Raw genomic sequence first — 25067 nt, 5'->3', positions numbered from 1 at the left:
ACGCCGACCGCACCGGCGCCATATTGTGACGACCGGTCCAAAACGGCTAGGTTTCCCCCATGGCCCGACCGAGGACGTTCGACGAGGAGCGGGCCCTGGACGCGGCGATGCACATCTACAACACCTTCAAGAGCAAGCACGAGCTGTTCCAGCGCGCCCTGCACCGCTATCTGACCACCATGAACGAGGCCCAGCTGGCCGTGCTGGAGGATCCCGCGCGCAGCGGCGCCGACCGCATCCGGGCCCTGTTCGTCCTGGTGCTCGACGGCGACGCGGGGAACCGGCCGGCGGGCCGGAGCCTGGGCTGTCTCTCCGTGAACACGACGGTCGAACTGGCGGGCCGGGACGCCGTCGCGGCCGGGATCCTGGAGCGCGACACGGCTCTCCGGCTGGCGGCGCTGCGCGCGACGGTCGAGGCCGGCCGGCGCGACGGCAGCATCACCTCGCCCCGGGACGCCGGAGACCTGGCCCGGTTCCTCAACGCCACCGTCGCGGGCCTGCGGGTCTCCGCGCAGGGCGGTGCCGACCGTGCCGCCCTGGAGTCCGTCGCGGCGATCGCCCTGGACGCCCTGACCACCTGACCCGTCCAGTCACCTGACCGGGGCCGTCCGACTGTCCCGTCCGCCGGCCTCCATCCCTCTGTTCCCGTCCATCCGGCCGGTCCCTTCCGCCCGCCGGGCGGCGACTTCACCCGGCGTCCGGCTGCCCGCTTTTTGAACCGAGCGATCTAAAACGCATCACGCCGCGCCGCCGCCATGGCGCTCGGCGGGCCGGTGCTCACCGTGGCCGTGATGAGGCTCCCGCCCCGCACCGCCCTCCTCGTGCTCCTCGCCGTCTTCCTGGCCGGCAACGTCCTCGCCGCCACCGCGACCGGCTACGGCGTCATGCTGACCGCCCGCATCGTCACCGGCGTCGCCTCCCAGGCCTTCTTCGGCGTCGCCCTCTCGCTGTGCGCCCGCCTCACCCGGCCCGAGATCCGGGGCCGGGCCGTCGCCGTGGCACTGAACGGCCTGATGCTCGGCACCCTGCTCGGCCTGCCGCTGTCCACCCTGATCGGCGAACGGCTCGGCTGGCGCGCCGCGTTCTGGGCCGTCTCGGTGCTCGCCCTGGCCGCCGGCGCGGCCACCGCGGCCGGCGTGCCATGGCTCGGCCCCGCCCCGAGCGGCGGCCTGCGCGCCGAGGCCGGGGTCTTCGCGCGGCCCCGGCTGTGGCGGGCGCCGGCCACCAGCACGCTGGTCATCGGAGCCACCTTCGCCGCCTTCAGCTACTTCAACCCCATCCTCACCGGCCTCACCGGCTTCCCGGCGGCCACCGTTCCGCTGCTGCTGATCGCCTACGGCGCCGCCACCGCGGTCGTCGGCCGGCTCGCCGACCGGTACGCCGTGCCGGTCCTCGCCGTGGGCCTGCTGCTCAACCTGCTCTTCCTCGGCGGCTTCGCGGTGCTCGCCGACGCGCCCGTCCCCGCGGTGGTCTGCCTGCTGGGCATCGGTCTGGTGGGCGTCACCATGAACCCGGCGATGGCCACCAGGGTCCAGCGCGCAGGCAACGCCGGCCCGCTGGTCAACAGCGTCCACACCTCGTTCATCACGCTCGGCGTCATCGTCGGCTCCTCGCTCGGCGCCGTGGCCCTCGACGCCCGGGGCCTGCGCGCCCCGCTCTGGCTCGGCGCCGCCCTGGCCGCCCTGGGCCTGCTCACGGTCCTGCCCGAACTGCGCCGCACCGGCGGGCCGGCGCGGCGGGGCGGAACCCCCGTGGCCCACGGCGCCGCGGCACCGGAGGTCCGCGAGACGGTCCGCCGGGGCTGACCCGGCACCACGGAAAGGCGCCCGGGGGCCGGGGTGAGCTCGGCCCCGGACTGGCACCCGCGGCCGGTCCGGACCGGATCGGGCTGTCGAATCCCTTGACGACCGCCCCTCGTACGGATTAACTCACGTCCTAAATTAAGTCATGAGTGCAATCCCCGAAGGGACACCGGGAGCCATGCGCAGCATCCGAGCCGCGGCCGTAGGCGCCGTCACCCTGTCACTCGCCCTCGCGGCCACGGCCTGCGGAGGCGGATCGTCCACCGGCGGCGGGTCGAACGACTCCCCGAAGACGCTCACATACTGGGCCTCCAACCAGGGCGCCAGCGTCGCGGTGGACAAGAAGGTCCTCCAGCCCGAGCTCGACAAGTTCGAGAAGCAGACCGGCATCAAGGTGGAGCTGGAGGTCGTGCCCTGGTCGGACCTGCTCAACCGGATCCTGACCGCCACCACCTCGGGCCAGGGGCCGGACGTGCTGAACATCGGCAACACCTGGAGCGCCTCCCTGCAGGCGACCGGCGCGCTGCTGCCCTGGGACGCGAAGAACTTCGCCAGGATCGGCGGCAGGGACCGGTTCGCCGACACCGCGCTCGGCTCGACCGGCGCCCAGGGCAAGGACCCGGCGGCGATCCCGCTGTACTCGATGGCGTACGCGCTCTACTACAACAAGAAGATCTTCGCCGAGGCCGGCATCGCGAGGCCCCCGGCCACCTGGGCCGAGCTGACGGCCGACAGCAAGAAGATCCAGGCCAAGGGCAAGTCCGCGCTCGGCGCCGAGGGTTCGAACCTGTCGGAGAACATCCACCACGTCTTCGTCTTCGCCAAGCAGCACGGCGCCGACTTCTTCACCGCCGACGGCAAGCCCGACTTCACCAGCCCCAAGGTGGTCGAGGCGGTCAAGAGTTACGTCGACCTGATGGCCAAGGACAAGGCCATCCCCACCGGCGACGCCGAGTACGCGCAGAACCAGTCGGTGAGCGATTTCGCCAAGGGAAAGCTGGCGATGCTGCTGTGGCAGTCGGCCGCCGCCAACCTCAAGTCCCAGGGCATGAGCGAGGACGCCTACGGCATCGCGCCGGTCCCGGTGATCTCCGGAAAGCCCGGCAGCGGCACCCAGGTCAACTCCGCGGTCATGGGCATCAACATGGCCGTCTTCAAGAACACCGACAACCTCGACGGCGCCACGCGGTTCGTGAAGTTCATGACCTCCGACGAGGAACAGAAGATCCTCAACACGGCCTACAGCTCCATCCCGCCGGTCAAGTCGGCGCAGGCGGACGCCGCGTTCGGCACCCCGGCCACCGCGGTGCTGAAGGACACCCTCGCCGTCAGCGCGGCCGCCCTGCCGCAGGTCGCGTCCGAGTCGCAGTTCGAGACGGCGGTCGGCACGGCGGTCAAGGCCCTCTTCGCCGATGCCGCAGCCGGGCGCGCGGTGACCGCCGACTCGGTCGAGGCGAAGCTGCAGAAGGCCCAGCAGCAGATGCCGGCGGCGTGATCCGGAAGATGACGACCACCGCCTTCAAGGAGCCGGTGCGCCGGGCGGCCCCCGGTGCGGCGCGCGAACCCCGCCGCCGCACCGGGCGGCTGCGCCGCGTCTCCCTGCCCTACCTGCTGCTCCTGCCCGCCCTGCTGCTCGAACTCCTCGTCCATCTGGTGCCGATGGCCATCGGCACCGTGATGAGCTTCAAGGAACTCACCCAGTTCTACATCCGTGACTGGGGCACCGCCCCCTGGTCCGGCCTCGGCAACTACCAGGTCTCGGTGGACTTCGACGCCCCCGTCGGCGAGGCCCTGCTGCACTCCTTCTTCGTCACCGTCGGCTTCACCCTGCTCTCGGTCGGCCTGTGCTGGCTGATCGGCACCGCCGCCGCGGTCTTCATGCAGGACACCTTCCGCGGCCGCGGCCTGCTCAGGGCGCTCTTCCTGGTGCCGTACGCGCTGCCCGTCTACACGGCCGTCATCACCTGGGTGTTCATGTTCCAGCACGACAACGGCCTGGTGAACCACGTCCTGCACGACCAGCTGCACCTCACCGGCGAGCCCTCCTTCTGGCTGATCGGCGACAACAGCTTCTACGCCCTGCTGACCGTCTCGGTCTGGAAGGGCTGGCCGTTCGCCTTCCTCATCGTGACGGCCGGACTGCAGAACATCCCCCGGGAGCTGTACGAGGCCGCCGCGCTGGACGGCGCCGGGACGTGGCAGCAGATCCGCCGCATCACCCTGCCCTCGCTGCGCCCGGTCAACCAGGTCCTGGTCCTCGTGCTGTTCCTGTGGACGTTCAACGACTTCAACACGCCGTACGTGCTGTTCGGCAAGTCCGCCCCCGAGGCAGCCGACCTCATCTCCGTCCACATCTACCAGGCCTCCTTCGTGACCTGGAACTTCGGCACCGGCTCCGCCATGTCCGTCCTGCTGCTGCTCTTCCTGCTCGTCGTCACGGGCCTGTACCTGCTGTTCACCTCACGCGGACGGAGGGCCGCCGATGTCTAGCACCCGCTCGCCGGTGCCCGGCACCCGCTCGCCGATGGCCCCGCCCCGGTCGTTCCTGTGGTCCCGGCGGATCTTCCTCACCCTGCTCACCGGGTTCGTGCTGATCCCGGTGTACGTGATGGTCTCCAGCTCGCTGAAGCCGCTCGCGGACGTCACCGGCAAGTTCCGCTGGCTGCCGAGCGGTCTGACCGTCCGCCCGTACATCGACATCTGGTCGACGGTCCCGCTCGCGAAGTACTTCGTGAACTCGCTCATCGTGGCCGGCGCGGCGACGATCGCCTCGGTCGTCATCGCCGTGTTCGCGGCCTACGCCGTCAGCCGCTACGACTTCCGCGGCAAGCGCGTCTTCACGGTGACCGTGCTGTCGACGCAGATGTTCCCGGGCATCCTCTTCCTCCTCCCGCTGTTCCTGATCTACGTCAACATCGGCAACGCCACCGGCATCGCCCTGTTCGGCTCCCGCGGCGGCCTGATCCTCACCTATCTCACCTTCTCGCTGCCGTTCTCCATCTGGATGCTGATCGGCTACTTCGACTCGGTACCGCGCGATCTGGACGAGGCGGCGCTGGTGGACGGCTGCGGCCCGTTCGGCGCCCTGCTCAGGATCGTCGTACCGGCCGCGGTCCCCGGCATCGTCGCGGTCGCCGTCTACGCCTTCATGACCGCGTGGGGCGAGGTGCTCTTCGCGTCCGTCATGACCAACGACACCACCCGCACCCTCGCCGTGGGCCTCCAGGGCTACTCCACCCTCAGCGACGTCTACTGGAACCAGATCATGGCCGCCTCGCTGGTCGTCAGCGTGCCCGTGGTGGCCGGCTTCCTGCTGCTCCAGCGCTATCTCGTCGCGGGCCTGACGGCGGGCGCCGTCAAGTGACCACCACCCCTGATCACGAAGGAACCTCCGTGTCCGAACGCATCGATCTCGCCGCCCTCCCGCACGACTTCCTGTGGGGCACGGCCACAGCGGCGTACCAGATCGAGGGAGCCGTTGCCGAGGACGGCCGTTCGCCCTCGATCTGGGACACGTTCTCCCACACCCCGGGGAAGACCGCGAACGGGGACAACGGCGACGTCGCCTGCGACCACTACCATCGCTGGCGCGAGGACATCGGCCTGATGCGGCAACTCGGCGTCAACGGCTACCGCCTGTCCGTGGCCTGGCCCCGCGTGATCCCCGGCGGCACCGGACCGGTGAACCCCAAGGGGCTCGCCTTCTACGACGAGCTGGTGGACGCCCTGCTGGAGGCGGGCATCACCCCGTCCGTCACCCTCTACCACTGGGACCTGCCGCAGGCGCTCCAGGACCGCGGCGGCTGGCCGGAGCGGGACACCGCCCTCGCCCTGGCCGAGTACGCCTCGGCCGTCGCCGCCCGGCTCGGCGACCGCGTGAAGCTCTGGACGACCCTCAACGAGCCCTCCTGCTCGGCCTGGATCGGCCATCTGGAGGGCACCATGGCCCCCGGCTGGACCGACCTGACGGCCGCCGTACGCGCCTCCTACCACCTGCTCCTCGGCCACGGCCTGGCCGCGCAGGCGATCCGCGCCGCCGCTCCCGACGCGCAAGTCGGCATCGTCAACAACCTCTCCACGGTGTACGCCGCCACCGGCCGTCCCGAGGACCGGGCGGCGGCCCGCCGGCACGACGGGCACGTCAACCGCTGGTGGCTCGACCCGGTGCACGGCCGCGGCTTCCCCGCCGACATGCGCGAGGTCTACGGCGTCGAACTCCCCGAGCGGGCGGGCGACCTGGAGACGATCGCCACCCCGCTGGACTGGCTCGGCCTCAACTACTACTTCCCGGCCTACGTCGCCGACGACCCCGACGGCCCGGCGCCCCACGTCCGGTCGGTCCGCCGTGAGGGTGTCGTCCGCACCGGCATGGACTGGGAGATCGACGCGTCCGGTATCGAGACGCTGCTGCTCCGGCTCACCGAGGAGTACGGCGCCCGCCGGCTCTACGTCACGGAGAACGGCTCCGCCTTCCCGGACGTGGTCCGCCCCGACGGCAGCGTCGAGGACCCCGAGCGCCAGGACTACCTGGAACGCCACCTCGCGGCCTGCGCCTCGGCCGTGCGCAAGGGCGCCCCGCTGGCCGGCTACTTCGCCTGGTCCCTGCTGGACAACTTCGAGTGGGCGTACGGCTACGACAAGCGGTTCGGCCTGGTCCACGTCGACTACCGGACGCAGGTCCGCACGATCAAGGGCAGCGGCCGCCGGTACGCGGACATCGTCCGTGTCCACCGCGGCCAGGGCCGCCGGGCCGCCTGAGCCCGGCCCGGACCGGGCCGGTGGACACGCGCGGGGAGCCGTGTCCACCGGCCCGCACCACCCCCGAGGGCCCCGAGCCGTGACCGCCGCGGGGCCGTGGCTCCGCTGCAGGTCATGAGCATCTGCAGGTCATGAGCATCTGCCTGTCATGAGCACGACAGAACCGCGCGCCGCTGCACCGCCCGTGCACCTCCGCCCCACAAGGAGAGCCGCATGCCTTCCCGTGCCTCCCACAACCCCCGCACCCCGCTCGCCGCCCTCGCCGCCACGGCCCTGCTGTGCACGGGCCCGGTGCTCTCCGCGCCCGCCTCCGCGGCCCCGGCTCCCGCGCACGCGGCCCCGGCTCCCGCCTCCGCGGCCGCCGGCTGGGACACCGACCGCGCCGCCGCCGCGTACGCGGCGAACCCGGCCGCCGTCACCGCCTCCGGCAGCGAGAACGCCGGCACCGCCCCCGGCCTCGCCCTCGACGGCAACGGCGCCACCCGCTGGTCCAGCGACTTCGCCGACGACGCCTGGATCCGCGTCGACCTCGGCTCCGTGATCCGGGTCGACCGGGTCGTCCTCGACTGGGAGGCGGCCTACGGCAGGCGCTACGTCCTGGAGGTCTCGACGAACGGCACCGACTGGACGCCGTTCTACACCGAGACCGCCGGCACCGGAGGCCCGGTCACCGCGCACGCCTATCCGCGGGAGGTCACCGGCCGCTACGTCCGCCTGCGCGGCCTGGAACGCGCCACCCCCTACGGCTACTCGCTGTGGAGCCTCAAGGTCTACGGCGGCGAACCGGCCCCCGCGTCCACCACCCGCACCAACCTCGCCCTGAACCACCCGGCCTACGCGAACTACTACCAGGACGCGGGGCACTCACCGGCGTTCCTCACGGACGGCGGCCGGCCCGCCGACCTCAAGGGGGACACCAGCCGCTGGTCGAGCGACTGGAACAAGGACCGGTGGGTGTCGGTGGACCTCGGCGGCCGGTCGGTCATCGACACGGTCGACCTGTACTGGGAGTCGGCCTACGCGGTCGACTACCTGCTCCAGGTGTCCGACGACAACAGCACCTGGCGCACGGTCTACGAGCCGTCGGCCGCCGACATCGCCGCCCGCCGCGGCAACGTCAAGGCGCCGGGCGACGCGGCCGGCGTACACGACTCGGTCAGGCTCCCGTCACCCGCGACCGGCCGCTACGTCCGCATGGTCGGCAAGGAACGCCGCTCCTTCTACAACCCGGCACCCGCCACCGCCCAGTTCGGCTACTCGCTCTACGAGTTCGAGGTGTGGGGCACGGGCGGCAGCGCCTCCGCCGCCTACCGAGCCCTCCCCGCCGACCAGCCGGGCGGCTACCGCACCACCTTCTTCGACGACTTCACCGGCGCCGCCCTCGACCGCTCCAAGTGGCGGGTGGTGCGCACCGGCACGGAGATGGGCCCGGTCAACGGCGAGTCCCAGGCGTACACGGACTCCACCGACAACATCAGCACGCAGAACGGCACCCTGCTCCTGAAGGCGAAGTACTGCAAGGGCTGCACCCGGGCGGGCGGCGGCACCTACGACTTCACCTCCGGCCGCGTCGACACCCACACCCACTTCGACTTCAGGTACGGCAAGGTCAGCGCCCGGATGAAACTGCCGGTCGGCGACGGCTTCTGGCCGGCCTTCTGGCTGCTCGGCAGCGACGTCGACGACCCCGCCGTCTCCTGGCCCGCCTCCGGCGAGACCGACATCATGGAGAACATCGGCTACCCGGACTGGACCAGCACGGCCCTGCACGGCCCCGGTTACTCGGCCGACGGCAACATCGGTGCGCGCCAGACCTATCCGAACGGCGGCACGGCCGACCAGTGGCACACCTACGCCGTCGAATGGACCCCGACGGCGCTGCGCTTCCACGTCGACGACCGCCTGGTCCAGGAGACGACCCGCGACAAGCTGGAGTCCACCCGCGGTCAATGGGTCTACGACCACGACCAGTACGTCATCCTGAACCTCGCCCTCGGCGGCGCCTACCCGGCCGGCTGGAACAAGGTCACCGCCCCCTACTGGGGCCTGCCGCAGTCCAGCGTGGACCGGATCGCGGGCGGGGGAGTGCAGGCGGAGGTGGACTGGGTGCGGGTGGAGCAGAAGGGCTGACGGGCGCGCCCCCGGGGCGGCGGGCGGGCGGCTCATGGGTCACCGCCCCGCCCTCGGCGGCAGGTGGCCTTCACCACTATTGCCCCATTTAGGTCATGCAAGTGGGTATAAATGACGGGAACGGCTGGTTGTGTTCCTTAAGCAACCATCTGTAGGCACTCGGGAACCCAAGGGTAGGGAGAAGCGTTTGAACACGGCGCGCAAACGGCAGACCAAGCTGACGGTCGCGGCCGGTGTTGTCGGCGGCGTGCTCGCGGTTACGGCCCTCGCCGGCACCGGTAACGCCGCCACCGGCGACACCGACGCCACAAGCGGAACGCCTGCTCCAGTGGCTCAGCCGGCCGCCCAGGACGCTTCCGATGCCCATGTGACGATCACGTCCGGGCGGAGCGCCCGCGGCGTCGCGATCGACGACCCCGTCAGGGTCACCGTCAGTAACGGAAAGCTCACCAGGGTCACCATGACCGCCGTCGCGACCGGCGCCGAGATCCCGGGCACGCTGTCCGCGGACGGCACATCGTGGAAGCCGGACAGTCCGCTGAAGCGGGCCACCACGTACCAGGTCGCCGCGGAGGCCGAGGACGCCAAGGGCCGCTCCGCGACCGAGAACGCCACGATAGCCACGGTCTCCCCGGCGAACGACTTCATCGGGCACCTCTCTCCCCAGGACGGCTCGACCGTCGGCGTGGGCATGCCGGTGACGTTCACCTTCGACAAGGCGGTCACCGACAAGGCCGCCGTGCAGTCGGAGATCCAGGTCAGCTCCAGCAGCGGCCAGCGCGTCGTCGGCCACTGGCTGGGCGACGGCCGCCTGGACTTCCGCCCCGAGCAGTACTGGAAGCCCGGCTCCACCGTCACCGTCCGGCTGAACCTCGACGGTGTCCGGAAGACGGTCACGTTCAAGATCGGCCGGAGCCAGATCAGCACGGTCGACGCCAAGACGAAGCGGATGACCGTCGTGCGGGACGGCAAGAAGATCAAGACCATACCGATCTCGTCCGGCAGCCCCGAGCACCCGACGTACAACGGCCAGATGGTCATCTCCGAGAAGTTCCGGCACATCCGTATGGACGCCGCGAGCGTCAACATCACGGAGAAGGACGGCAAGCCCTCGTACAACATCGCGGCCGTACCGCACGCCATGCGCCTGTCCGACTCGGGCACGTTCATCCACGGCAACTACTGGGGCGCCGACTCGATCTTCGGCAAGGCCAACACCAGCCACGGCTGCGTGGGGCTGAAGGACGTCAAGGGCGGCGGCGACAGCAAGCAGCCCGCGGCGTGGTTCTTCGACCACTCGATGATCGGTGACGTCGTGATCGTCAAGAACTCCGACGACAAGACCACGCTGGCCCCGGACAACGGCCTCAGCGACTGGAACATGCCGTGGGGCGAGTGGGTCGCGGGCAGCGCGGCCAACTGATGCGAGGCTCCGTTCCACGCATCCGAACATGAATCCCTTCCGCCAGGCGGCGGCCGACACCATGCCGGCCGCCGCCTGGCGCATGGAAGCGGGGCGTTCTCCGGTGTCTGCCGAGGTTTACGGCGGTGGGTCCGTGGCCTGTTTCACCGGCGCCCTGCTCGGCGCGGTGCACGGCGCCGAGGCGCTGCCCGTGGATCTGGTGAGCCGGCACGAACTGGGCTGGGTCACGCCCCTGCCGTCCGCGCGCGACTCGTGCACGAACACCGGCACCCGGCGGTGGATGCCGAGGGTGATCTCGGCGTCCCGGCGGCTGCTGAACGCCGGGCAGGTACCGGTGTTGGGGTTCATCCGCAGGATGTAGTCCGCCGCCAGCCCTCGCCGGCCCGTTTCGGTGCCGGCCGGGGAGGAAGGGCGGCGGGGACCGCGACGGCGCGCTCCCCGCGTGCGCGAGGGCCCGGACCGTTCGCCGGTCCGGGCCCTCCCGCCGTCCGCGCTCAGCGCGCCGCCAGCTCCAGTTCCAGCAGCTGCCGCGGCTGCTCGGCCGGTACCCGCGCCGGCACACGGGAGTTCCGCCAAAGCCACAGCACGTCCCGGCCGAACGACCACACCAGGGAGCCCAGGGCCAGGAGTGTGATCGCCAGGTTCGCCGGGCCGGGCAGCAGCTCCGCTCCCGCGACGAGCAGGCAGACGCCCTGGATCGCGGCGACGGTCTTGCGGGCGAAGGACGGCGGCAGCGGGGCGGTCAGCCAGGGCGCGACCCGGGCCGCGGCGACGAACGCGTAGCGCATGCCGCCGATCAGCAGCACCCACGGCCCGAGCTGTGTCGACACATAAACGCTGAGCACCAGGATCAGGAACGCGTCGACCTCCATGTCGAAACGGGCGCCGAGCGCGCTCGACGTTCCGGTGCGGCGGGCCACCTTGCCGTCCACCCCGTCCAGCAGCAGGGCCACCGCGGTCAGGGAGACCAGGAGCGTCACCGGCGGCGCGCTCCGGAAGGAGTCCGCGACCAGCGCGGTCACCCCGCCGACCAGGGTGGCCCGGCCGAGCGTGACCCGGTTCGCGGGGCCGAAGGAGCGCAGCCGGGACCGGTGCAGGGCGCGGGAGAGGACCGCCCAGGTGGCGAACGCGAAGGCGAGCCCCGTCAGCCAGCCGGCCGGCCCCATGCCGATCGCCGGGCCGAGCAGGGCCAGCAGCAGGATCTGCACGCCCGCTCCCACCGCGGTCTCCTGCTGGAGCCTCGCCTCATACGTGTTGTTCAGGGCCACCGCACACCCTCCGGACGAGTGACAGAGTCGATCAACGCCGCGTACTGTGCGCGGCCTGTGCACAACTCGGTACGTGAACAACTTCCCGATCGTTCAGGAGGATGCCGATGAACCGGTCGGCCCGCGCGTTCTGGCTCCGCTCACCCGGCCACGGAGAGCTGCGCGACGTCACCCTCGCGGCGCCCGCCGAGGACGAGGTCCTGGTGCGCGCCCTGTACTCCGGAGTCAGCCGGGGAACGGAGACGCTCGTCTTCCGCGGCGGGGTGCCCGAGAGCCAGCACGCCGTGATGCGGGCGCCGTTCCAGGAGGGCGACTTCCCCGGACCGGTCAAGTACGGCTACCTCAGCGTCGGCGTGGTGGAGGAGGGCCCGGCGGCCCTGCTGGGCCGTACGGTCTTCTGCCTGTATCCGCACCAGAGCCGTTACGTCGTTCCGGTGAGCGCCGTCACCGTGGTGCCCGAGCGCGTGCCCGCCGAACGGGCCGTGCTCGCCGGCACCGTCGAGACCGCCGTGAACGCCCTGTGGGACGCGGCGCCGCTGATCGGCGACCGGATCACGGTGATCGGCGGCGGCATGGTCGGCTGCGCGGTCGCCGCGCTGCTCGCCCGCTTCCCGGGCGTCCGGCTGCAGTTGGTCGACGCCGACCCGGCCCGGGCGAAGACCGCCGAGGCGCTCGGCGTCGACTTCGCCGCGCCCGCCGACGCCCTCGGCGACCGCGACCTCGTCGTGCACGCCAGCGCCAGCGAGGTCGGCCTCGCCCGGGCCCTGCAGCTGCTCGCCCCGGAGGGCACCGTCGTCGAGATGAGCTGGTACGGCGACCGGACCGTGGCCCTGCCGCTCGGCGAGGCGTTCCACTCCCGCCGGCTCACCGTGCGCAGCAGCCAGGTCGGCACCGTCTCCCCGGCCGCCCGGGCCGGCCGCGGCTACGCCGACCGGATGGCGCTCGCCCTGGACCTGCTCGCCGACCCCGCGCTGGACGCCCTCATCACCTCGGAGAGCGCCTTCGAGGAACTCCCCTCCGTCCTGCCCCGGCTGGCATCCGGCGAGATCCCCGCCCTGTGTCACCGGGTCCGGTACCCGTAGACGGCCTGACCTGAGAAAAGAGTGAGACACGGCTGAACAGGGGGAAGCGAAGAGCCGTACTACACGGCATCCCCCTGCGGGCAAGGGCGGGGGGACCAGACGCGCCGCACCTGGAGGGTCGTCCGTTGTTCAGCATCACCGTCCGCGATCACATCATGATCGCCCACAGCTTCCGCGGCGAGGTGTTCGGGCCCGCGCAGCGACTGCACGGCGCCACGTTCCTCGTGGACGCGACGTTCCGCCGCGAGCAGTTGGACGAGGACAACATCGTGGTCGACATCGGTCTGGCCACGCAGGAGCTGGGCGCCATCACCGCCGAGCTGAACTACCGCAACCTCGACGACGAACCCGAGTTCGCCGGCGTCAACACCTCCACCGAGTTCCTCGCCAAGGTCATCGCCGACCGGCTCGTGGAACGCGTCCACAAGGGCGTCCTGGGGGAGGGGGCCAAGGGCCTGTCGGGGGTGTCGGTCACCCTGCACGAGTCGCACATCGCCTGGGCGAGTTACGAGCGTGGCCTGTGACCGACCTGACCGTGGAGCGGGCACGCCTCACCTACGTGCCCGTGCAGCCGATCCCCGCCGAGAACGCCGGACTCACCCCCATGTCCCTGCGCACCGTGCACTTCGTGATGCCGGGCGGTGTCGACGACCCGGCCGCGCCGAGCGGCGGCAACGCCTACGACCGCCGGATCTGCCTGGACCTGCCCGGCTTCGGCTGGCAGGTCGCCCGGCACGCCGTACCCGGCGGCTGGCCGCGCCCGGACGGCGCCGCCCGCGAGGAGCTCGCCCGCACGCTGCGGGACCTCCCGGACGACTCGGTCGTCCTCCTCGACGGCATCGTCGCCTGCGGCGTCCCGGAGACCGTCCTACCCGAGGCCGGGCGGCTGCGCCTCGCGGTCCTCGTCCATCTGCCGCTCGGCGACGAGACCGGCCTGGACCCGGCCGTCGCCGCCGACCTGGACACCCGCGAGCGGACGGTGCTGCGCGCCGTCCCCGCGGTGATCGCCACCAGCGACTGGGCGGTGCGCCGGCTCGTCTCCCACCACGGGCTCGCACCCGACCGGGTGCATGTGGCCGCCCCCGGCGCCGACATCGCGCCCCTCGCGCCCGGCACCGACGGCGTCTCCCGGCTGCTGTGCGTGGCCGCCGTGACCCCGCGCAAGGGCCAGCACCGGCTGGTGGAGGCGCTCGCCTCGGTCCGGGACCTGCCGTGGGTCTGCGAGTGCGTCGGCGGCCTCGGCCACGACCCCGCGTACGTGGCCCACCTCCGCGAGCTGATCGCCCGGTACGGCCTCACCGACCGGCTGCGCCTGACCGGCCCGCGGTCCGGCGCCGACCTCGACGCCGCCTACGCCACGGCCGACCTGATGGTCCTCACCTCCTACGCCGAGACCTACGGCATGGCGGTGACCGAGGCGCTGGCCCGCGGCATCCCGGTCCTCGCGACCGACGTGGGCGGCCTGCCCGAGGCGGTCGGCCGTGCGCCGGACGGCGGGGTGCCCGGCATCCTCGTCCCGCCGGAGGACCCCGCCGCGCTCGCCGCCGAACTGCGCGGCTGGTTCGGCGAACCCGACGTACGCCGCCGCCTCAAGGCCGCGGCCCGGGGCCGCCGCGCCGCGCTCGACGGCTGGGCGACCACGGCGCGCAGCCTGGCGGCGGTCCTCCAGCGGCTTCCGGAACCCCCGAGGAGGACGGCATGAGCGAGCGGAGTCCGGAGGTCGCGGTCCGGCCGGGTGGGCTGATCCCGGCTCAGCCCGGCCCCGGTGAGGGGGAGTCCGTACGGAGGGCCGCGAGCGCGGCGAACGAGGAGGTGCCGGCCGTGGACGTGGACATGCGTGTGGGTACGGGGGGCCCGGGCGGGGAGTCCGGTGCGGCGGGCCCCGCCGGGGCGGGGGACCGGAACGGCCGCTCCGGTTCCGGGACGGCGGCCGAGACCGGTGCGGGTGCCGACGGTGCCGCCGCGGCCGGGGGCGGTTCGGTCGCCGACCGGGTCGCCGCACCGGGCATCGCCGGGACGGACTCCGCCGCCGACTCCGGGACCGTCTCCGGGGCCGACTCCGGGGCCGACGGTTCCGCCGTACCGGTCATCGCCGGAGCCGGACCCGTCGCCCCCACCGGTGAGCGGGCCACCCTGCGGCTGCGCGACGGCGGCCCCGAGGAGCCGCCGCGGTACGCGCCCGAGTGGCTGCAACTGCGGGAGGCCGCCGACGCGGTGGCCCGCGCGCAGGATCTGCTCGACCCGTTGCGGATCCGGCTGGCCGATCTGCCGGGCCGGCCGGGCGGGCTGGTCGTGCACGACCTGGGCTGCGGCACCGGCTCGATGGGCCGCTGGCTCGCGCCCCGTCTGGACGGTGCCCAGCACTGGGTGCTGCACGACCGCGACCCCTACCTGCTGCACTTCGCCGCCGTGGCCTCCCCGCGCTCCGCGGCCGACGGCAGCGGGGTCACGGTGGAGACCCGGCGCGGTGACGTCTCCCGGCTCACCCCGGACGCGCTGAGCGGGGCGTCCCTGGTCACCGCGTCCGCGCTGCTCGACGTCCTCACCCGCGAGGAGGTCGAGACCCTGGCGGGCGCCTGCGTGGGAGCCGGCTGCGCGGCCCTGCTCACCCTGTCCGTCGCGGGCCGCGTCGAACTCACCCCGGCGGACCCGCTGGACGCCGAGCTCGCCGAGGCGTTCAACGACCACCAGCGGCGCACCGGACTGCTGGGCCCCGACGCGGTCACCGTGGCCTGCGAGGCGTTCTCCGAGCGCGGGGCGACGGTCCGGCTGCACCCGAGCGCGTGGCGCCTCGGCCCCGAGGAGGCCGCGCTGACCGAGCAGTGGCTGCGCGGCTGGGTGGGCGCGGCCGTGGAGGAGCGTCCGGAACTGCGCCGGCCCGCCGAGCGGTACCTGGACGCACGGCTCGCCGCCCTGGCGGCCGGCACGCTCCGGGCCACCGTCCACCACACGGACCTGCTGGCGCTGCCCCGGCCGACGGGCGGCACGCCGTGACCGCGAACGCGGCGACAGCCGCGACAAGAGCGGCCCCGCCGGCCGCCACCGGCACACCCTCCCGCACGAACCCGACGGACCCGTCACGCGCCGAGGCGGCACCGGGGCCCGGCCCCGCGCGCGTGCGGGTCGCGCCGGGGGGCGTGGTCCGTCCGCGCGGCACCGAGGCGGAAGCGCACCGGACACGCGTGACGCCCGCGCCCGGGAGCCACACGCGGGCGCCCGCCGATGAAGCGCCCGCCACCGAGGCACCTTCCACCGGGCCGGCACCTTCCGCCGAGGCACCCCCCGCCCCCGTGCCGAGCGCCGGCACGCTCCCCACCGCCGGTCCCGCGCAGCCCTCCGCCACCCGGCGCCCGGACTCGCGCGCCCTGCGCACCCACCTCGGCACGCTCGCCGGTGTCGTCATCCTCGGTGCCCTCCTGTGGCGGCTCGGCACCGGTGTGCTGCTCGACGGGCTGCGGCGGATCGACGCCGGGACGGTGCTGGCCGCGCTGGGAATCGGCGCGGTCACCACGGCGTTCAGCGCGTGGCGCTGGCAGTTGGTCGCCCGTGGCCTGCGGCTGCGGCTGCCGCTGGGACCGGCCGTCGCCGACTACTACCGCGCGCTCTTCCTGAACGCGGCCCTGCCCGGCGGCATCCTCGGCGATGTGCACCGCGCGGTCCGGCACGGGCAGAGCGCCGGCGACGTCCGGCGCGGGGTCAAGGCCGTCGTCCTGGAGCGGGTCGCGGGACAGATCGCGCTGACCGTGGCCGGGGCGGTACTGCTGCTCACCCTGCCGTCCCCGGTGCGCGCCCAGGTCCGCGGCTTCGCGCCGCTGGTGGCACTGGCCGCCGCGGGGGCGCTCGCCGTCGTACTCGCCGTACGGATGAACCGCCCCGCCCGCCGCGGCGGCGCACTGCGCCGGACCCTGGGCGAGGCCCGCCAGGGCCTGGCGTCCCGGCAGAGCGGCCCCGGTGTCGCGCTCTCCTCCGCGATCGTCCTGGCCGGGCATCTGGCCACGTTCGTCGTGGCGGCCCGGGTCGCCGGCTCCGCCGCCCCGGTGGCGGTGCTGCTGCCGCTTGCCGTGCTCGCCCTGGTGGCCATGGGCCTGCCGCTGAACGTCGGCGGCTTCGGCCCCCGCGAGGGCGTCACCGCGTGGGCGTTCGGCGCGGCCGGGCTCGGCGCGGACACCGGCGTCGCGGTCGCCGTCGTGTACGGCGTCCTGAGCCTCGTGGCGAGCCTGCCCGGCGCCGCCGTCCTGGTCCGGCGCTGGTACGCGACCCCGAGCACCACGTCCCCCGCACCGCCCCCCGGCCCCGCGCCCGCCCCCCACCGGCCGTCGGGTGCGGACCTGCCGGCCGTGCCCGCCCCCCACCAGCCGCCCGGTGACGCCCCGCCGGCCGGGGCCGCCCCCACGGGTCCCGGCCGGCAGGGCGCTTCGGGCTACTCCTCGCCCGCCGCCGGGCCGAGCAGCGCGAAATACGGCTCGAAGGATTCCGCCAGGCTCGCCAGCAGTTTCTTTCCCTTTTCCGCCGAACCCAGGGAAGGACGGCCGATGACGCCCGATTCGGTATAGGCGGACATTCCCACGGTGAGCAGATGCCGGCGGTCGTCGGCGGTGAAATCGGCGGACTCGTTACCAGGGCGGACGAATTCGGGGTGAGCGTGCAGCAGAATCGAGGTCTCGATTTCTCCCGCGTGCATGTCGGTGAGCAGCGAGGTGACCACCCCGGCCCGCTCCCGCGCGGCCTCCCAGTCCTCGGCGGCCGGGAACAGCGCCATCCGCTCGCCGCGCGCGGACGCCTCCTGGACGACGTTGCCCAGCACGTAGTTGCCGCCGTGCCCGTTGACCACGACCAGCGCCTCGACGCCCGAGCGGCGCAGCGACGCCGCGATGTCCGAGACCACCGCGTGGAGGGTCACGGCGGAGATGCTGACGGTCCCCGGCCAGGCCGCGTGCTCGTGCGAGCAGGAGACCGTCACCGGAGGGAGGAGGTGCACCGGGTACGCGGCGGCGATCTCCCGCGCCACGGCGCAGGCCACCAGCGTGTCGGTCGCCAGCGGAAGGTACGGACCGTGCTGTTCGAAGCTCCCGACGGGAAGGACGGCCACCTGTGCTGAAACGCCCGCCCCCCGCGTCCGTACGTCTTCCGTGGTGTCCGTCGGCACCACGCCGCTCGCCACCGCGTCTGCCGCCATCCGCGCGCCCGAACCACTCATCTCTTCACGGCCTTTCGTCTCTGCTTAGGAATCAGATCATGACAGAAAACACCGGCGTCAACATCGGCGTACTCGGCAAGAAGTCCCCGCGGCGTTCGGGTGCGGAACGCGTCGTGAATACACCGCTGCCCACCGTGTACGGTCAATTCCAGGCGGTCGGATACCTGGACCATGACCGCGGTGACGAACAAGTGGCCCTGGTGTACGGCGAGATCGGCTCCGAGAACGTGCTCGTCCGGCTGCACTCGGAGTGCCTGACCGGGGACGCGTTCGGCTCCCGGCACTGCGAGTGCGGCGACCAGCTGGAGGCCGCCATGCGCGCGGTGGTCGCCGAAGGCAGCGGCGTCGTCGTCTACTTGAGGGGGCACGAGGGCCGCGGCATCGGACTGCTCGCCAAGCTGCGCGCGATGGCCCTGCAGGCGGAGGGCCTGGACACGGTGGAGGCGAACCTCGCCCTGGGCCTGCCGGTCGACGCCCGCGACTACGGGGTCGCCGCCGAGATGCTGCGCGACCTCGGGGTGCGCTCGGTCCGGCTGATGTCCAACAACCCGCGCAAGCGGGAGGCGCTGGTCCGGCACGGTGTACAGGTCGCCGAGCAGGTGCCGCTGCTGATCGAGCCGTGCGAGAGCAACATCACGTATCTGCGGACCAAGCGGGAGCGGATGGACCACCACCTGCCGCATCTGGACGCCGTCGCCCACGGCTCCTGACGCCGGATCCCCGGTTCGGCGGGCGGCCGGGTGGACAGGATCAGAAGGCGATCCGGTCCGCGCGGTGAGACGGTGGAGCGGCGAAGGAGGCGGCGGCGTGAACCTCAGGGCCCGGGTGGTCATCGTCGGCGGCGGGGTGATGGGCACGAGCATCGCCTGGCACCTGGCCCGCGCCGGAGTGCGGGACGTCGTCCTCGTCGAACGGGACGAACTCGCCGCCGGCTCCACCTCCAGGGCCGCCGGCGGAGTGCGGGCGCAGTTCTCGGACGAACTGAACATCCGGCTCGGCGCGCGCAGCCTGGAGGCGTTCGGCCGCTTCGGACAGGAGGTCGGCCAGGACATCGGGCTGCACCGGGTCGGCTATCTCTTCCTTCTCTCCACACCGGAGCAGGTGGCCTCCTTCGAGGCGGGCGTGCGGCTGCAGAACACCCTCGGGGTTCCCAGCCGCCCCATCACCCCGCGGGAGGCCCGCGACCTCTCCCCGCTGATCACCACCGACGGCCTGCTGGCCGCCGCGTACTCCCCGGACGACGGCCACTGCGCCCCCGAGGCCGTCGTCCACGGCTACGCGAGCGCCGCCCGCGCCCACGGCGCCCGCATCCTGCGCCACACCGAGGTCACCGGCATCGAACTGGACGGCGACACCATCACCGCCGTCACCACCACCTCGGGCCGGATCGAGACGGACACGGTGATCTGCGCGGCCGGCGCCTGGTCCCGGGCGGTCGGCGCGATGGCGGGCGTGGAGCTGCCGGTACGGCCGCTGCGCCGGCAGATCGCCGTCACCGAGCCGGTGCCGGGCCTGCCGCCCACCCTGCCCATGACCATCGACTTCACCACCAGCCTCTACTTCCACGGCGAGGGCCCCGGCCTGCTGCTCGGCATGTCCGACCCGGACGAGAGACCGGGATTCGACACCGGCACCCACGACCGCTGGATCCCGCGGCTCGCCGAGGCGATGACGCGGCGCGCGCCCGCCCTGCTCGACCTGCGCCGCACCGGCGGCTGGGCCGGCCTCTACGAGAACACCCCGGACCACAACGCCCTGATCGGCGAGGCGCCGACGGTGTCCCGGTTTCTGTACGCGACCGGCTTCTCCGGGCACGGCTTCCTGCAAGGACCGGCCGTCGGCGAGGTCGTCCGTGATCTGTACCTCGGCCGCGTACCCTTCCTGGACATCAGCCCGCTGAGCGCCGGCCGGTTCGCGGCCGACGCCCCGCGCCCGGAGGCCAACCTGGTATGACCGCGCTCCGCCTGTGCCTGCGCCACGAGCCCCGTACGACCGAACGGCGTACGCCGGTGGTCCCCTCCGACGCCCGCCGCCTGGTCGACAGCGGGGTGGTCCTGACCGTCGAGGAGTCCCCGCAGCGGATCTTCCCGGTGGAGGAGTACGAGGCGGCGGGCTGCCGCCGTGCCCCGGCGGGCTCCTGGGCGTCGGCGTCCCCGGACACGGTGGTCCTCGGCCTCAAGGAACTCCCCGACGAACCGGTCGCGTTGTCGCACCGCCATGTCTTCTTCGCGCACGCCTACCGGCAGCAGCCGGGCGCCGCCGGGCTGCTCGGCCGGTTCGCGGCCGGCGGCGGGGCCCTGCTCGACCTGGAGTACCTGGTGGACGACGCGGGCCGCCGGCTCGCAGCCTTCGGTTTCTGGGCGGGCTATCTGGGCGCCGCGCTCGCCGTGCTCCGGCACCGGGGCCGGCTTCCGGCACCGCTGGCGCCCACCACGAAGGACGAACTGGACGCCGCGCTCCGGCCGGCCGCGGGCGAGGGGGAGTTCACGGCGCTGGTGATCGGCGCCCTGGGCCGCAGCGGACGCGGCGCCGGAACCGCCTTCCGCACGGCGGGCGTCGACGCGACCCGCTGGGACCTGGCCGAGACCCGCGACCTGGACCGGCCGGCCCTGCTCGGACACGACGTGCTGGTGAACGCGGTCCTCGCGACCGCCCCGGCCCCGCCCTTCCTGCGCGAGGAGGACCTGGACTCGCCGGCCCGCCGGCTGCGCACCCTGTGCGACGTCACCTGCGACGTCGGCTCCCCGTTCAACGTGCTGCCGGTCTACGACCGCACCACCGGCTGGACGGAGCCCGTGCGCCGGCTGCGCGAAGAGCCCCCGCTGGACCTGATCGCCATCGACAACCTGCCGTCCCTGCTGCCCCGGGAGTCCAGCGCCGACTTCTCGGCGGCCCTGCTGCCGCAGCTGCTCGCCTTCGGCACCGGCGCCTGGGGCCGCTGTCTCGACCGGTTCCACCAGGCATGCCGTGAACACGGCATCGCGGAAGGGGAGTTCCGTCATGACTGACCGTGTCCCGGCGAGCGGTACCGTCCACTGGGTGGGCGCCGGACTGTCCACCGGCAGCGGCCTGGCCGCCCTGTGCGCCACGGCCGACCGGGTCCTGCTGTGGCACCGCACCGAGGACCGCGCGGCCGAGGCCCTGGCCGGCCTGGGGCTGACGGGACGCGCCGAGCCCCGCGCCCTCACCGGTGCGGGCGCCCTCGACGCCGCGCCGGCGCCCGGGGACGTCGTGGTGTCGATGCTGCCGGCACCGCGGCACGCCGGGCTGCTCGCCGCCTGCGTACGCGCCGGGGCGCATTTCGCCTGCTCCAGCTATGTGTCGCCGGAGCTGTCGGCCGAGGCGGAGCGGGCGCGGGCCGCCGGTCTCGTGGTGCTCACCGAGGCGGGCCTGGACCCGGGCCTCGACCACCTCTTCGCGCACAGCCTGATCGGCCGGGCCCGGGCGCGGATCGGCGGGCACACCCCGGCCTCCTACCGGCTCACCTCGTACTGCGGGGGCGTCCCGGCCGTGCCGAACGACTTCCGGTACCGCTTCAGCTGGGCCCCGCTGGGCGTCCTGGGCGCCCTGCGCTCGCCCGCGCGTTATCTGGAGGACGGCGCCGAGACCGTCGCCGGCCGCCCCTGGGAGGCGACCCGGCCGCTGGTCCTCGGCGGCGAGACCTTCGAGGCCTACCCCAACCGCGACAGCATCCCTTTCATCGACCAGTACGAGCTGCCCGCGGCCTGGACCCCGCGCACCTTCGTACGGGGCACCCTCCGGCTGGACGGCTGGCTGAAGGCCTGGCAGCCGGTGTTCGAGGAGCTGACGACGGGCGACGACGAGCGGATCGCCGCGCTGGCCCGGGAGCTGGCGGCGGCCCACCCGACCACGGAGGCGGACCGCGACCGGGTGGTGCTCTCCGTCTCCCTGGACGTCGACGCGGGTGAAGGCCGTACCTGGACCGGCGCGTACCTGCTGGACCTGACCGGTGACGCCGGGGAGTCCGCGATGGCCCGCTGCGTCTCCCGCCCGCTCGCCCTCGGCGTCCGCCACATCCTGGACGGGGGCCTGCCCGCGGGCCTGCACCGGGCGGCGCGGACCGCCCAGCGGTCGGACCGGTGGCTCGCGGAACTGGCGGACGACGGACTGGAGTTCACGCTGACGCTGGGCCAGTAGCGGGCCGGCGGTCAGTCCGGCAGGGCCGCGTGCACCAGCCGTCGCAGCTCGGGGAAGACCTTCAGCCTCTTCGGCCGCACCTGGGTCATGAACTGCACGGTCAGATCGTGGCCGGGGTCGACCCAGAAGGCGGTGGTGGCCACACCGGTCCAGCCGTAGGTGCCGGTGTGGGACGGCGCCGGGGTACGGGCGGGGTCGGTGACCACGGAGACGTTGAAGCCGAAGCCGAGGCCGTCCATGGCGGGCTCCTGGTGGACCGGGGCGCCGAAGGAGCGCAGGGTGGCTCCGCCGGGCAGCTGGTTGCGGGTCATCGCGGCGTGCGCCCGCGGCGTCAGGAGCCGTACGCCGTCCAGCTCGCCGCCCCGGCGCAGCAGCTCCATGAAGCGGTGGAAGTCGTGGGGGCTGGAGACCAGGCCGCCGCTGCCGGACAGGAACCGCGGCCGGCCGCGCACCGGCAGCCCCGGTACCGGCTCGATCCCGCCCTCGTCCGTCTCGCCGTACAACTCGGCCAGCCTGTCCTCCTGCCCGGCGGTGACGTGGAAGCCGGTGTCGGTCATGCCGAGCGGGCCGAGGATCCGCTCCGCGAAGAACACGTCCAGCGGCTGCCCGGAGACCACCTCGATCAGCCGCCCGAGCACGTTGGAGGCGACCGAGTAGTTCCACCGGGTGCCCGGGTCGAACTGCAACGGCAGCCGCGCGTAGAGGTCCACGGTCTCGGCGAGGTCCTTGCCGGGCGGCACCGAGTACTCCAGGCCCGCCTCGCGGTAGAGGGCGTCCACGGGGTGGCGGTGGTAGAAGCCGAAGGTCAGGCCCGCGGTGTGGGTGAGCAGGTGCCGGACCAGCACCGGGCCGGCGGCCGGCCGGGTGCGCACGCCGGTACCGGATCCGCCCTCGTACACCCGGGGGTGCGCGAACGCGGGCAGATGGCGGCCGACCGGGTCGTCCAGGGACAGCCTCCCCTCCTGCGCGAGCAGCAGCACCGCGACCGCGGTGACCGGCTTGGTCATCGAGTAGATCCGCCACAGCGTGTCCGGCTCGACCGGCAGCCCGGCCGCGACGTCCCGCAGGCCGTAGGCGGTCAGATGGGCGACACGGCCGCCGCGGGCCACCGCCACCAGGTAGCCGGGCAGGCGCCCCTCGTCCACGTGCCGCGCGAAGTGCCGGTCGAGGCGGTGCAGCGCCTCGGCGTCCAGCCCCGCCTCCGCCGCCTCGACGTCCTGTCGCAGCTGTGCCATCGCTCTCCTCCGGTCGCGTCGCCGCGGGCCCGCCCCGCCCGCCCGTGTCCGCTTCTCATCGTCGCGCAGGAGCACCGGCCGGCACCGGCTCGTCCGGGATGTGTGGGTCCGGCTCGGCGGCGGCCGGTCCCGGCAGCGCGCGGGCCGCGGGCAGCGCGAGCGCGGCCACGGCCGCCAGGGCGAGCAGCGCCGGGCCGGTGCCCGCGCCCAGCAGCGCGGCGGCAGCGGCCACGCCCATGGCGGGGCCGATGTTCAGCGCGGTCTGCTGCAGGCCGCCCGCCACCCCGGCGGTCGTCACCTCCGCGCGCCGCACGATCACCTGGGTGGCCGCCACCATCACCGTGCCGAAACCGGCGCCGAGCAGCGCGAACCCGCAGCCGAGACCCGGCAGGGAGGTGGTCCGGGCCGGCAGCAGGACGCCGAGCGTGAGCGCCGCCGTCGCCCCCGCCGTCGTGGCGCGCGCACCGTACCGGCGCAGCAGCGCGGGGCTCAGGGCCGCGGACGCGACCATCAGCACGGCGAGCGGCAGGCTGCACAGTGCGCTGTCGAACGGGTCGAGGCCGAGGTGGCGCTGGAGGACGTAGGTGGCCAGGAACAGGGTGCCGAACAGGGAGGCGGAGACGGCGACCAGGATGCCGAGCGCGGCCCCTGCCGAGCGGGAGCCGATCACCTCCGGCGGCAGCAGCGGGCTCGCCGTGCGCCGCTCGTGCCGGACCAGGATGGCGGCCGTGAGCACGGCGACGGCGAGGCCCGCGCCGGAGACGGGCCGGGCCGTGAGCGCGTACACCAGGCAGGCGAGCGTGACGGCGAGCAGGACGGCCCCGGGCAGGTCCAGCGGGGCCCGGGCGGGCGCCGGACGCCGGCCGGGCCGCAGCAGCGCCGGCAGGCCGAAGGCGAGCGCGGCCGGCACGTTGACGAGGAACACCGCCCGCCAGCCCAGGCCGGTCACCAGCGCTCCGCCCAGCAGTGGGCCCGCCGCCGCCGCGAGCCCGATCGCGGCGGTCCGCACGGCCAGGGGGGACGCGAGCCGGTCCGGCGGATAGGCGGCCCGCAGCATGCCCAGCGTGGCCGGCTGCAGCAGCGCCCCGAACACGCCCTGCACCGCGCGCAGTCCGATCACCCACCCCACCCCGGGCGCGAGGGCGACGGCCGCCGAGGCGGCGCCGAACCCGAGCATGCCGAGCCCGAACACCCGCCGCTGCCCGTAGCGGTCGCCGAGCCGCCCCGCGAACACCAGCAGACTCGCCACCGCGACGAGGTAGGCGGTGCTGGTCCACTGCACCTCGGCGAAGGACGCGTGCAACTCCCTTTGCAGGCGCGGCTGCGCGACGGTGAGGACCGTGCCGTCCAGCGCGACGACCACCGCGCCCGCCACGCTGCCCGCCAGCGTCCAGGGCCGGTTCACCGGGCGCCCTCGGGGCCCAGGTGCGCGGCCAGGACGGTGTCGAGCAGGGGTCCGAAGTCCTCGTCCCCGGTGGCGAGCTGGAGACTGCGCCAGCGCCACAGCTGGGCCACGCCGTGCAGAGCGGCCCACAGGGCGCCCGCCGCCCGCCGGGCGTCGGCACCGGGGACCGCGTCGCCGATCAGGTCCGCGAACAGCGAGAACAGCGGAAGGCTCGTGTCCCGCAGCCCCAGCCGGCCGCTCTCCAGCAGATCGTGACGGAACATCAGTTCGTACATGCCTGCGTGTTCCAGCGCGAACTCCAGATAGGTCCGTGCCAGCGCGGCCACCTGCGCGCGGGGCCCGCCGGTCTCCCGCTCCAGCGCGCCGTGCACCCGGCCGGCCAGGTCGGCGAAGCCGCGCCCGGCGATGGCGGAGAGCAGCTCCAGGTGGGTGGGGAAGTAGCGGCGCGGCGCCCCGTGGGAGACGCCGGTGCGCCGGGCGATCTCCCGCAGGGTCAGCGCCCCCGGGCCTTCGGCGGCCAGCAGTGCCACACCGGCGTCGACGAGGCGGTCGCGCAGGCTGGTGTCGGACTCGTTCATAGACACTGTCTACCACTCGTTCGTAGACAGT

At 73.6% G+C, this 25067-nt stretch carries 22 protein-coding genes and 1 pseudogene; 18 read left to right on the top strand and 5 right to left on the bottom strand.

Annotated elements, in window-relative coordinates:
* The first annotated feature begins 59 nt into the window (after positions 1-59).
* From FHS34_RS25325 to FHS34_RS25285, 9 genes are all read left to right on the top strand, one after another.
* A complete protein-coding gene (locus tag FHS34_RS25325; RefSeq protein ID WP_184969344.1) occupies positions 60-581 on the top strand; it encodes a TetR family transcriptional regulator C-terminal domain-containing protein in 522 nt (173 codons plus the stop codon).
* A gap of 210 nt (positions 582-791) precedes the next feature.
* Positions 792-1805: an MFS transporter gene (locus tag FHS34_RS25320; protein ID WP_372478615.1), complete on the top strand. Its 1014-nt coding sequence runs from the start codon at positions 792-794 to the stop codon at positions 1803-1805.
* 175 nt (positions 1806-1980) lie between these two features.
* On the top strand, positions 1981-3297 hold the full coding sequence (locus FHS34_RS25315; protein WP_184969340.1) for an ABC transporter substrate-binding protein: 1317 nt from the start codon (positions 1981-1983) through the stop codon (positions 3295-3297).
* Positions 3298-3305: 8 nt separating this feature from the next.
* Entirely contained in the window at positions 3306-4292 is a 987-nt protein-coding gene (locus FHS34_RS25310; RefSeq protein WP_184969338.1) for a carbohydrate ABC transporter permease, read from the top strand.
* A 34-nt stretch (positions 4293-4326) separates the two neighbouring features.
* Positions 4327-5166: a carbohydrate ABC transporter permease gene (locus FHS34_RS25305; RefSeq protein ID WP_184969639.1), complete on the top strand. Its 840-nt coding sequence runs from the start codon at positions 4327-4329 to the stop codon at positions 5164-5166.
* A 29-nt stretch (positions 5167-5195) separates the two neighbouring features.
* Positions 5196-6560: a GH1 family beta-glucosidase gene (locus tag FHS34_RS25300; protein ID WP_184969337.1), complete on the top strand. Its 1365-nt coding sequence runs from the start codon at positions 5196-5198 to the stop codon at positions 6558-6560.
* A gap of 213 nt (positions 6561-6773) precedes the next feature.
* The gene (locus FHS34_RS25295) at positions 6774-8690 is read left to right on the top strand and encodes a discoidin domain-containing protein (protein ID WP_184969335.1); all 1917 of its coding nucleotides are present in this window, start codon (positions 6774-6776) and stop codon (positions 8688-8690) included.
* A gap of 187 nt (positions 8691-8877) precedes the next feature.
* Positions 8878-10113, top strand: coding sequence for a L,D-transpeptidase (locus tag FHS34_RS25290; RefSeq protein WP_225817728.1), 1236 nt, complete (start codon positions 8878-8880; stop codon positions 10111-10113).
* A 133-nt stretch (positions 10114-10246) separates the two neighbouring features.
* Positions 10247-10474: a hypothetical protein gene (locus FHS34_RS25285; RefSeq protein WP_184969654.1), complete on the top strand. Its 228-nt coding sequence runs from the start codon at positions 10247-10249 to the stop codon at positions 10472-10474.
* Between the two features lie 133 nt (positions 10475-10607).
* Here FHS34_RS25285 and FHS34_RS25280 read toward each other — a convergent pair whose 3' ends face one another.
* Positions 10608-11381 (bottom strand): CDP-alcohol phosphatidyltransferase family protein, encoded by a 774-nt coding sequence (locus FHS34_RS25280; protein ID WP_184969333.1) that lies wholly within the window; start codon positions 11379-11381, stop codon positions 10608-10610.
* A gap of 107 nt (positions 11382-11488) precedes the next feature.
* Here FHS34_RS25280 and FHS34_RS25275 point away from each other — a divergent pair, with 107 nt between their 5' ends.
* The 5 genes and pseudogenes from FHS34_RS25275 to FHS34_RS43840 all read left to right on the top strand — a co-directional run.
* Complete coding sequence (locus FHS34_RS25275) at positions 11489-12463, top strand: zinc-dependent alcohol dehydrogenase (protein WP_184969331.1); 975 nt, start codon at positions 11489-11491, stop codon at positions 12461-12463.
* 125 nt (positions 12464-12588) lie between these two features.
* Positions 12589-12987 (top strand): 6-pyruvoyl trahydropterin synthase family protein, encoded by a 399-nt coding sequence (locus tag FHS34_RS25270; protein ID WP_184969329.1) that lies wholly within the window; start codon positions 12589-12591, stop codon positions 12985-12987.
* Entirely contained in the window at positions 12984-14165 is a 1182-nt protein-coding gene (locus tag FHS34_RS25265) for a glycosyltransferase family 4 protein (protein ID WP_184969327.1), read from the top strand. The genes FHS34_RS25270 and FHS34_RS25265 overlap by 4 nt, the downstream gene beginning before the upstream one ends.
* A 305-nt stretch (positions 14166-14470) precedes the next feature.
* Positions 14471-15457: a class I SAM-dependent methyltransferase gene (locus tag FHS34_RS25260; RefSeq protein WP_184969636.1), complete on the top strand. Its 987-nt coding sequence runs from the start codon at positions 14471-14473 to the stop codon at positions 15455-15457.
* Positions 15454-16626: pseudogene (locus FHS34_RS43840) on the top strand (lysylphosphatidylglycerol synthase transmembrane domain-containing protein); the annotation flags it as partial. The gene FHS34_RS25260 and the pseudogene FHS34_RS43840, both read left to right, overlap by 4 nt.
* 257 nt (positions 16627-16883) lie before the next feature.
* Here FHS34_RS43840 and FHS34_RS25250 read toward each other — a convergent pair.
* Positions 16884-17660 (bottom strand): creatininase family protein, encoded by a 777-nt coding sequence (locus tag FHS34_RS25250; protein WP_184969325.1) that lies wholly within the window; start codon positions 17658-17660, stop codon positions 16884-16886.
* 38 nt (positions 17661-17698) lie between these two features.
* On the opposite strand from FHS34_RS25250, the gene ribA reads away from it, so the two are divergent.
* From ribA to FHS34_RS25230, 4 genes are all read left to right on the top strand, one after another.
* Positions 17699-18370, top strand: a complete 672-nt coding sequence (gene ribA / locus FHS34_RS25245; RefSeq protein ID WP_184969323.1) for a GTP cyclohydrolase II — start codon at positions 17699-17701, stop codon at positions 18368-18370.
* A gap of 97 nt (positions 18371-18467) precedes the next feature.
* The gene (locus tag FHS34_RS25240) at positions 18468-19613 is read left to right on the top strand and encodes an NAD(P)/FAD-dependent oxidoreductase (protein ID WP_184969321.1); all 1146 of its coding nucleotides are present in this window, start codon (positions 18468-18470) and stop codon (positions 19611-19613) included.
* On the top strand, positions 19610-20668 hold the full coding sequence (locus FHS34_RS25235; RefSeq protein ID WP_184969319.1) for a saccharopine dehydrogenase: 1059 nt from the start codon (positions 19610-19612) through the stop codon (positions 20666-20668). Before FHS34_RS25240 ends, FHS34_RS25235 begins: the two co-directional genes overlap by 4 nt.
* Positions 20661-21818: a saccharopine dehydrogenase family protein gene (locus FHS34_RS25230; RefSeq protein ID WP_184969317.1), complete on the top strand. Its 1158-nt coding sequence runs from the start codon at positions 20661-20663 to the stop codon at positions 21816-21818. Before FHS34_RS25235 ends, FHS34_RS25230 begins: the two co-directional genes overlap by 8 nt.
* Before the next feature lie 11 nt (positions 21819-21829).
* Here FHS34_RS25230 and FHS34_RS25225 read toward each other — a convergent pair whose 3' ends face one another.
* From FHS34_RS25225 to FHS34_RS25215, 3 genes are read right to left on the bottom strand one after another with little or no spacing between them, the layout of a single operon-like run.
* Positions 21830-23053 (bottom strand): serine hydrolase domain-containing protein, encoded by a 1224-nt coding sequence (locus FHS34_RS25225; RefSeq protein WP_184969315.1) that lies wholly within the window; start codon positions 23051-23053, stop codon positions 21830-21832.
* A 55-nt stretch (positions 23054-23108) separates the two neighbouring features.
* Positions 23109-24458, bottom strand: a complete 1350-nt coding sequence (locus tag FHS34_RS25220; protein WP_184969313.1) for an MFS transporter — start codon at positions 24456-24458, stop codon at positions 23109-23111.
* Positions 24455-25036 carry a TetR/AcrR family transcriptional regulator gene (locus FHS34_RS25215; protein ID WP_184969311.1) on the bottom strand — a complete coding sequence of 194 codons (582 nt, stop codon included), beginning with the start codon at positions 25034-25036 and terminating at the stop codon, positions 24455-24457. Before FHS34_RS25215 ends, FHS34_RS25220 begins: the two co-directional genes overlap by 4 nt.
* Positions 25037-25067 lie beyond the last annotated feature (31 nt).

This window comes from Streptomyces echinatus (assembly GCF_014203595.1).
GTDB classification, from domain to species: Bacteria; Actinomycetota; Actinomycetes; order Streptomycetales; family Streptomycetaceae; genus Streptomyces; species Streptomyces echinatus.
This window is presented reverse-complemented; position numbering and strand designations above follow the sequence as displayed.

Excerpts from the sequence above, each read along its gene's own strand:
- FHS34_RS25325 (WP_184969344.1), top strand. The coding sequence starts at position 60 with ATGGCCCGACCGAGGACGTTCGACGAGGAGCGGGCCCTGGACGCGGCG.
- FHS34_RS25320 (WP_372478615.1), top strand. The coding sequence starts at position 792 with ATGAGGCTCCCGCCCCGCACCGCCCTCCTCGTGCTCCTCGCCGTCTTC.
- FHS34_RS25315 (WP_184969340.1), top strand. The coding sequence starts at position 1,981 with ATGCGCAGCATCCGAGCCGCGGCCGTAGGCGCCGTCACCCTGTCACTC.
- FHS34_RS25310 (WP_184969338.1), top strand. The coding sequence starts at position 3,306 with ATGACGACCACCGCCTTCAAGGAGCCGGTGCGCCGGGCGGCCCCCGGT.
- FHS34_RS25305 (WP_184969639.1), top strand. The coding sequence starts at position 4,327 with ATGGCCCCGCCCCGGTCGTTCCTGTGGTCCCGGCGGATCTTCCTCACC.
- FHS34_RS25295 (WP_184969335.1), top strand. The coding sequence starts at position 6,774 with ATGCCTTCCCGTGCCTCCCACAACCCCCGCACCCCGCTCGCCGCCCTC.
- FHS34_RS25275 (WP_184969331.1), top strand. The coding sequence starts at position 11,489 with ATGAACCGGTCGGCCCGCGCGTTCTGGCTCCGCTCACCCGGCCACGGA.
- FHS34_RS25250 (WP_184969325.1), bottom strand. The coding sequence starts at position 17,660 with ATGAGTGGTTCGGGCGCGCGGATGGCGGCAGACGCGGTGGCGAGCGGC.
- ribA (WP_184969323.1), top strand. The coding sequence starts at position 17,699 with ATGACAGAAAACACCGGCGTCAACATCGGCGTACTCGGCAAGAAGTCC.
- FHS34_RS25235 (WP_184969319.1), top strand. The coding sequence starts at position 19,610 with ATGACCGCGCTCCGCCTGTGCCTGCGCCACGAGCCCCGTACGACCGAA.
- FHS34_RS25230 (WP_184969317.1), top strand. The coding sequence starts at position 20,661 with ATGACTGACCGTGTCCCGGCGAGCGGTACCGTCCACTGGGTGGGCGCC.
- FHS34_RS25225 (WP_184969315.1), bottom strand. The coding sequence starts at position 23,053 with ATGGCACAGCTGCGACAGGACGTCGAGGCGGCGGAGGCGGGGCTGGAC.
- FHS34_RS25215 (WP_184969311.1), bottom strand. The coding sequence starts at position 25,036 with ATGAACGAGTCCGACACCAGCCTGCGCGACCGCCTCGTCGACGCCGGT.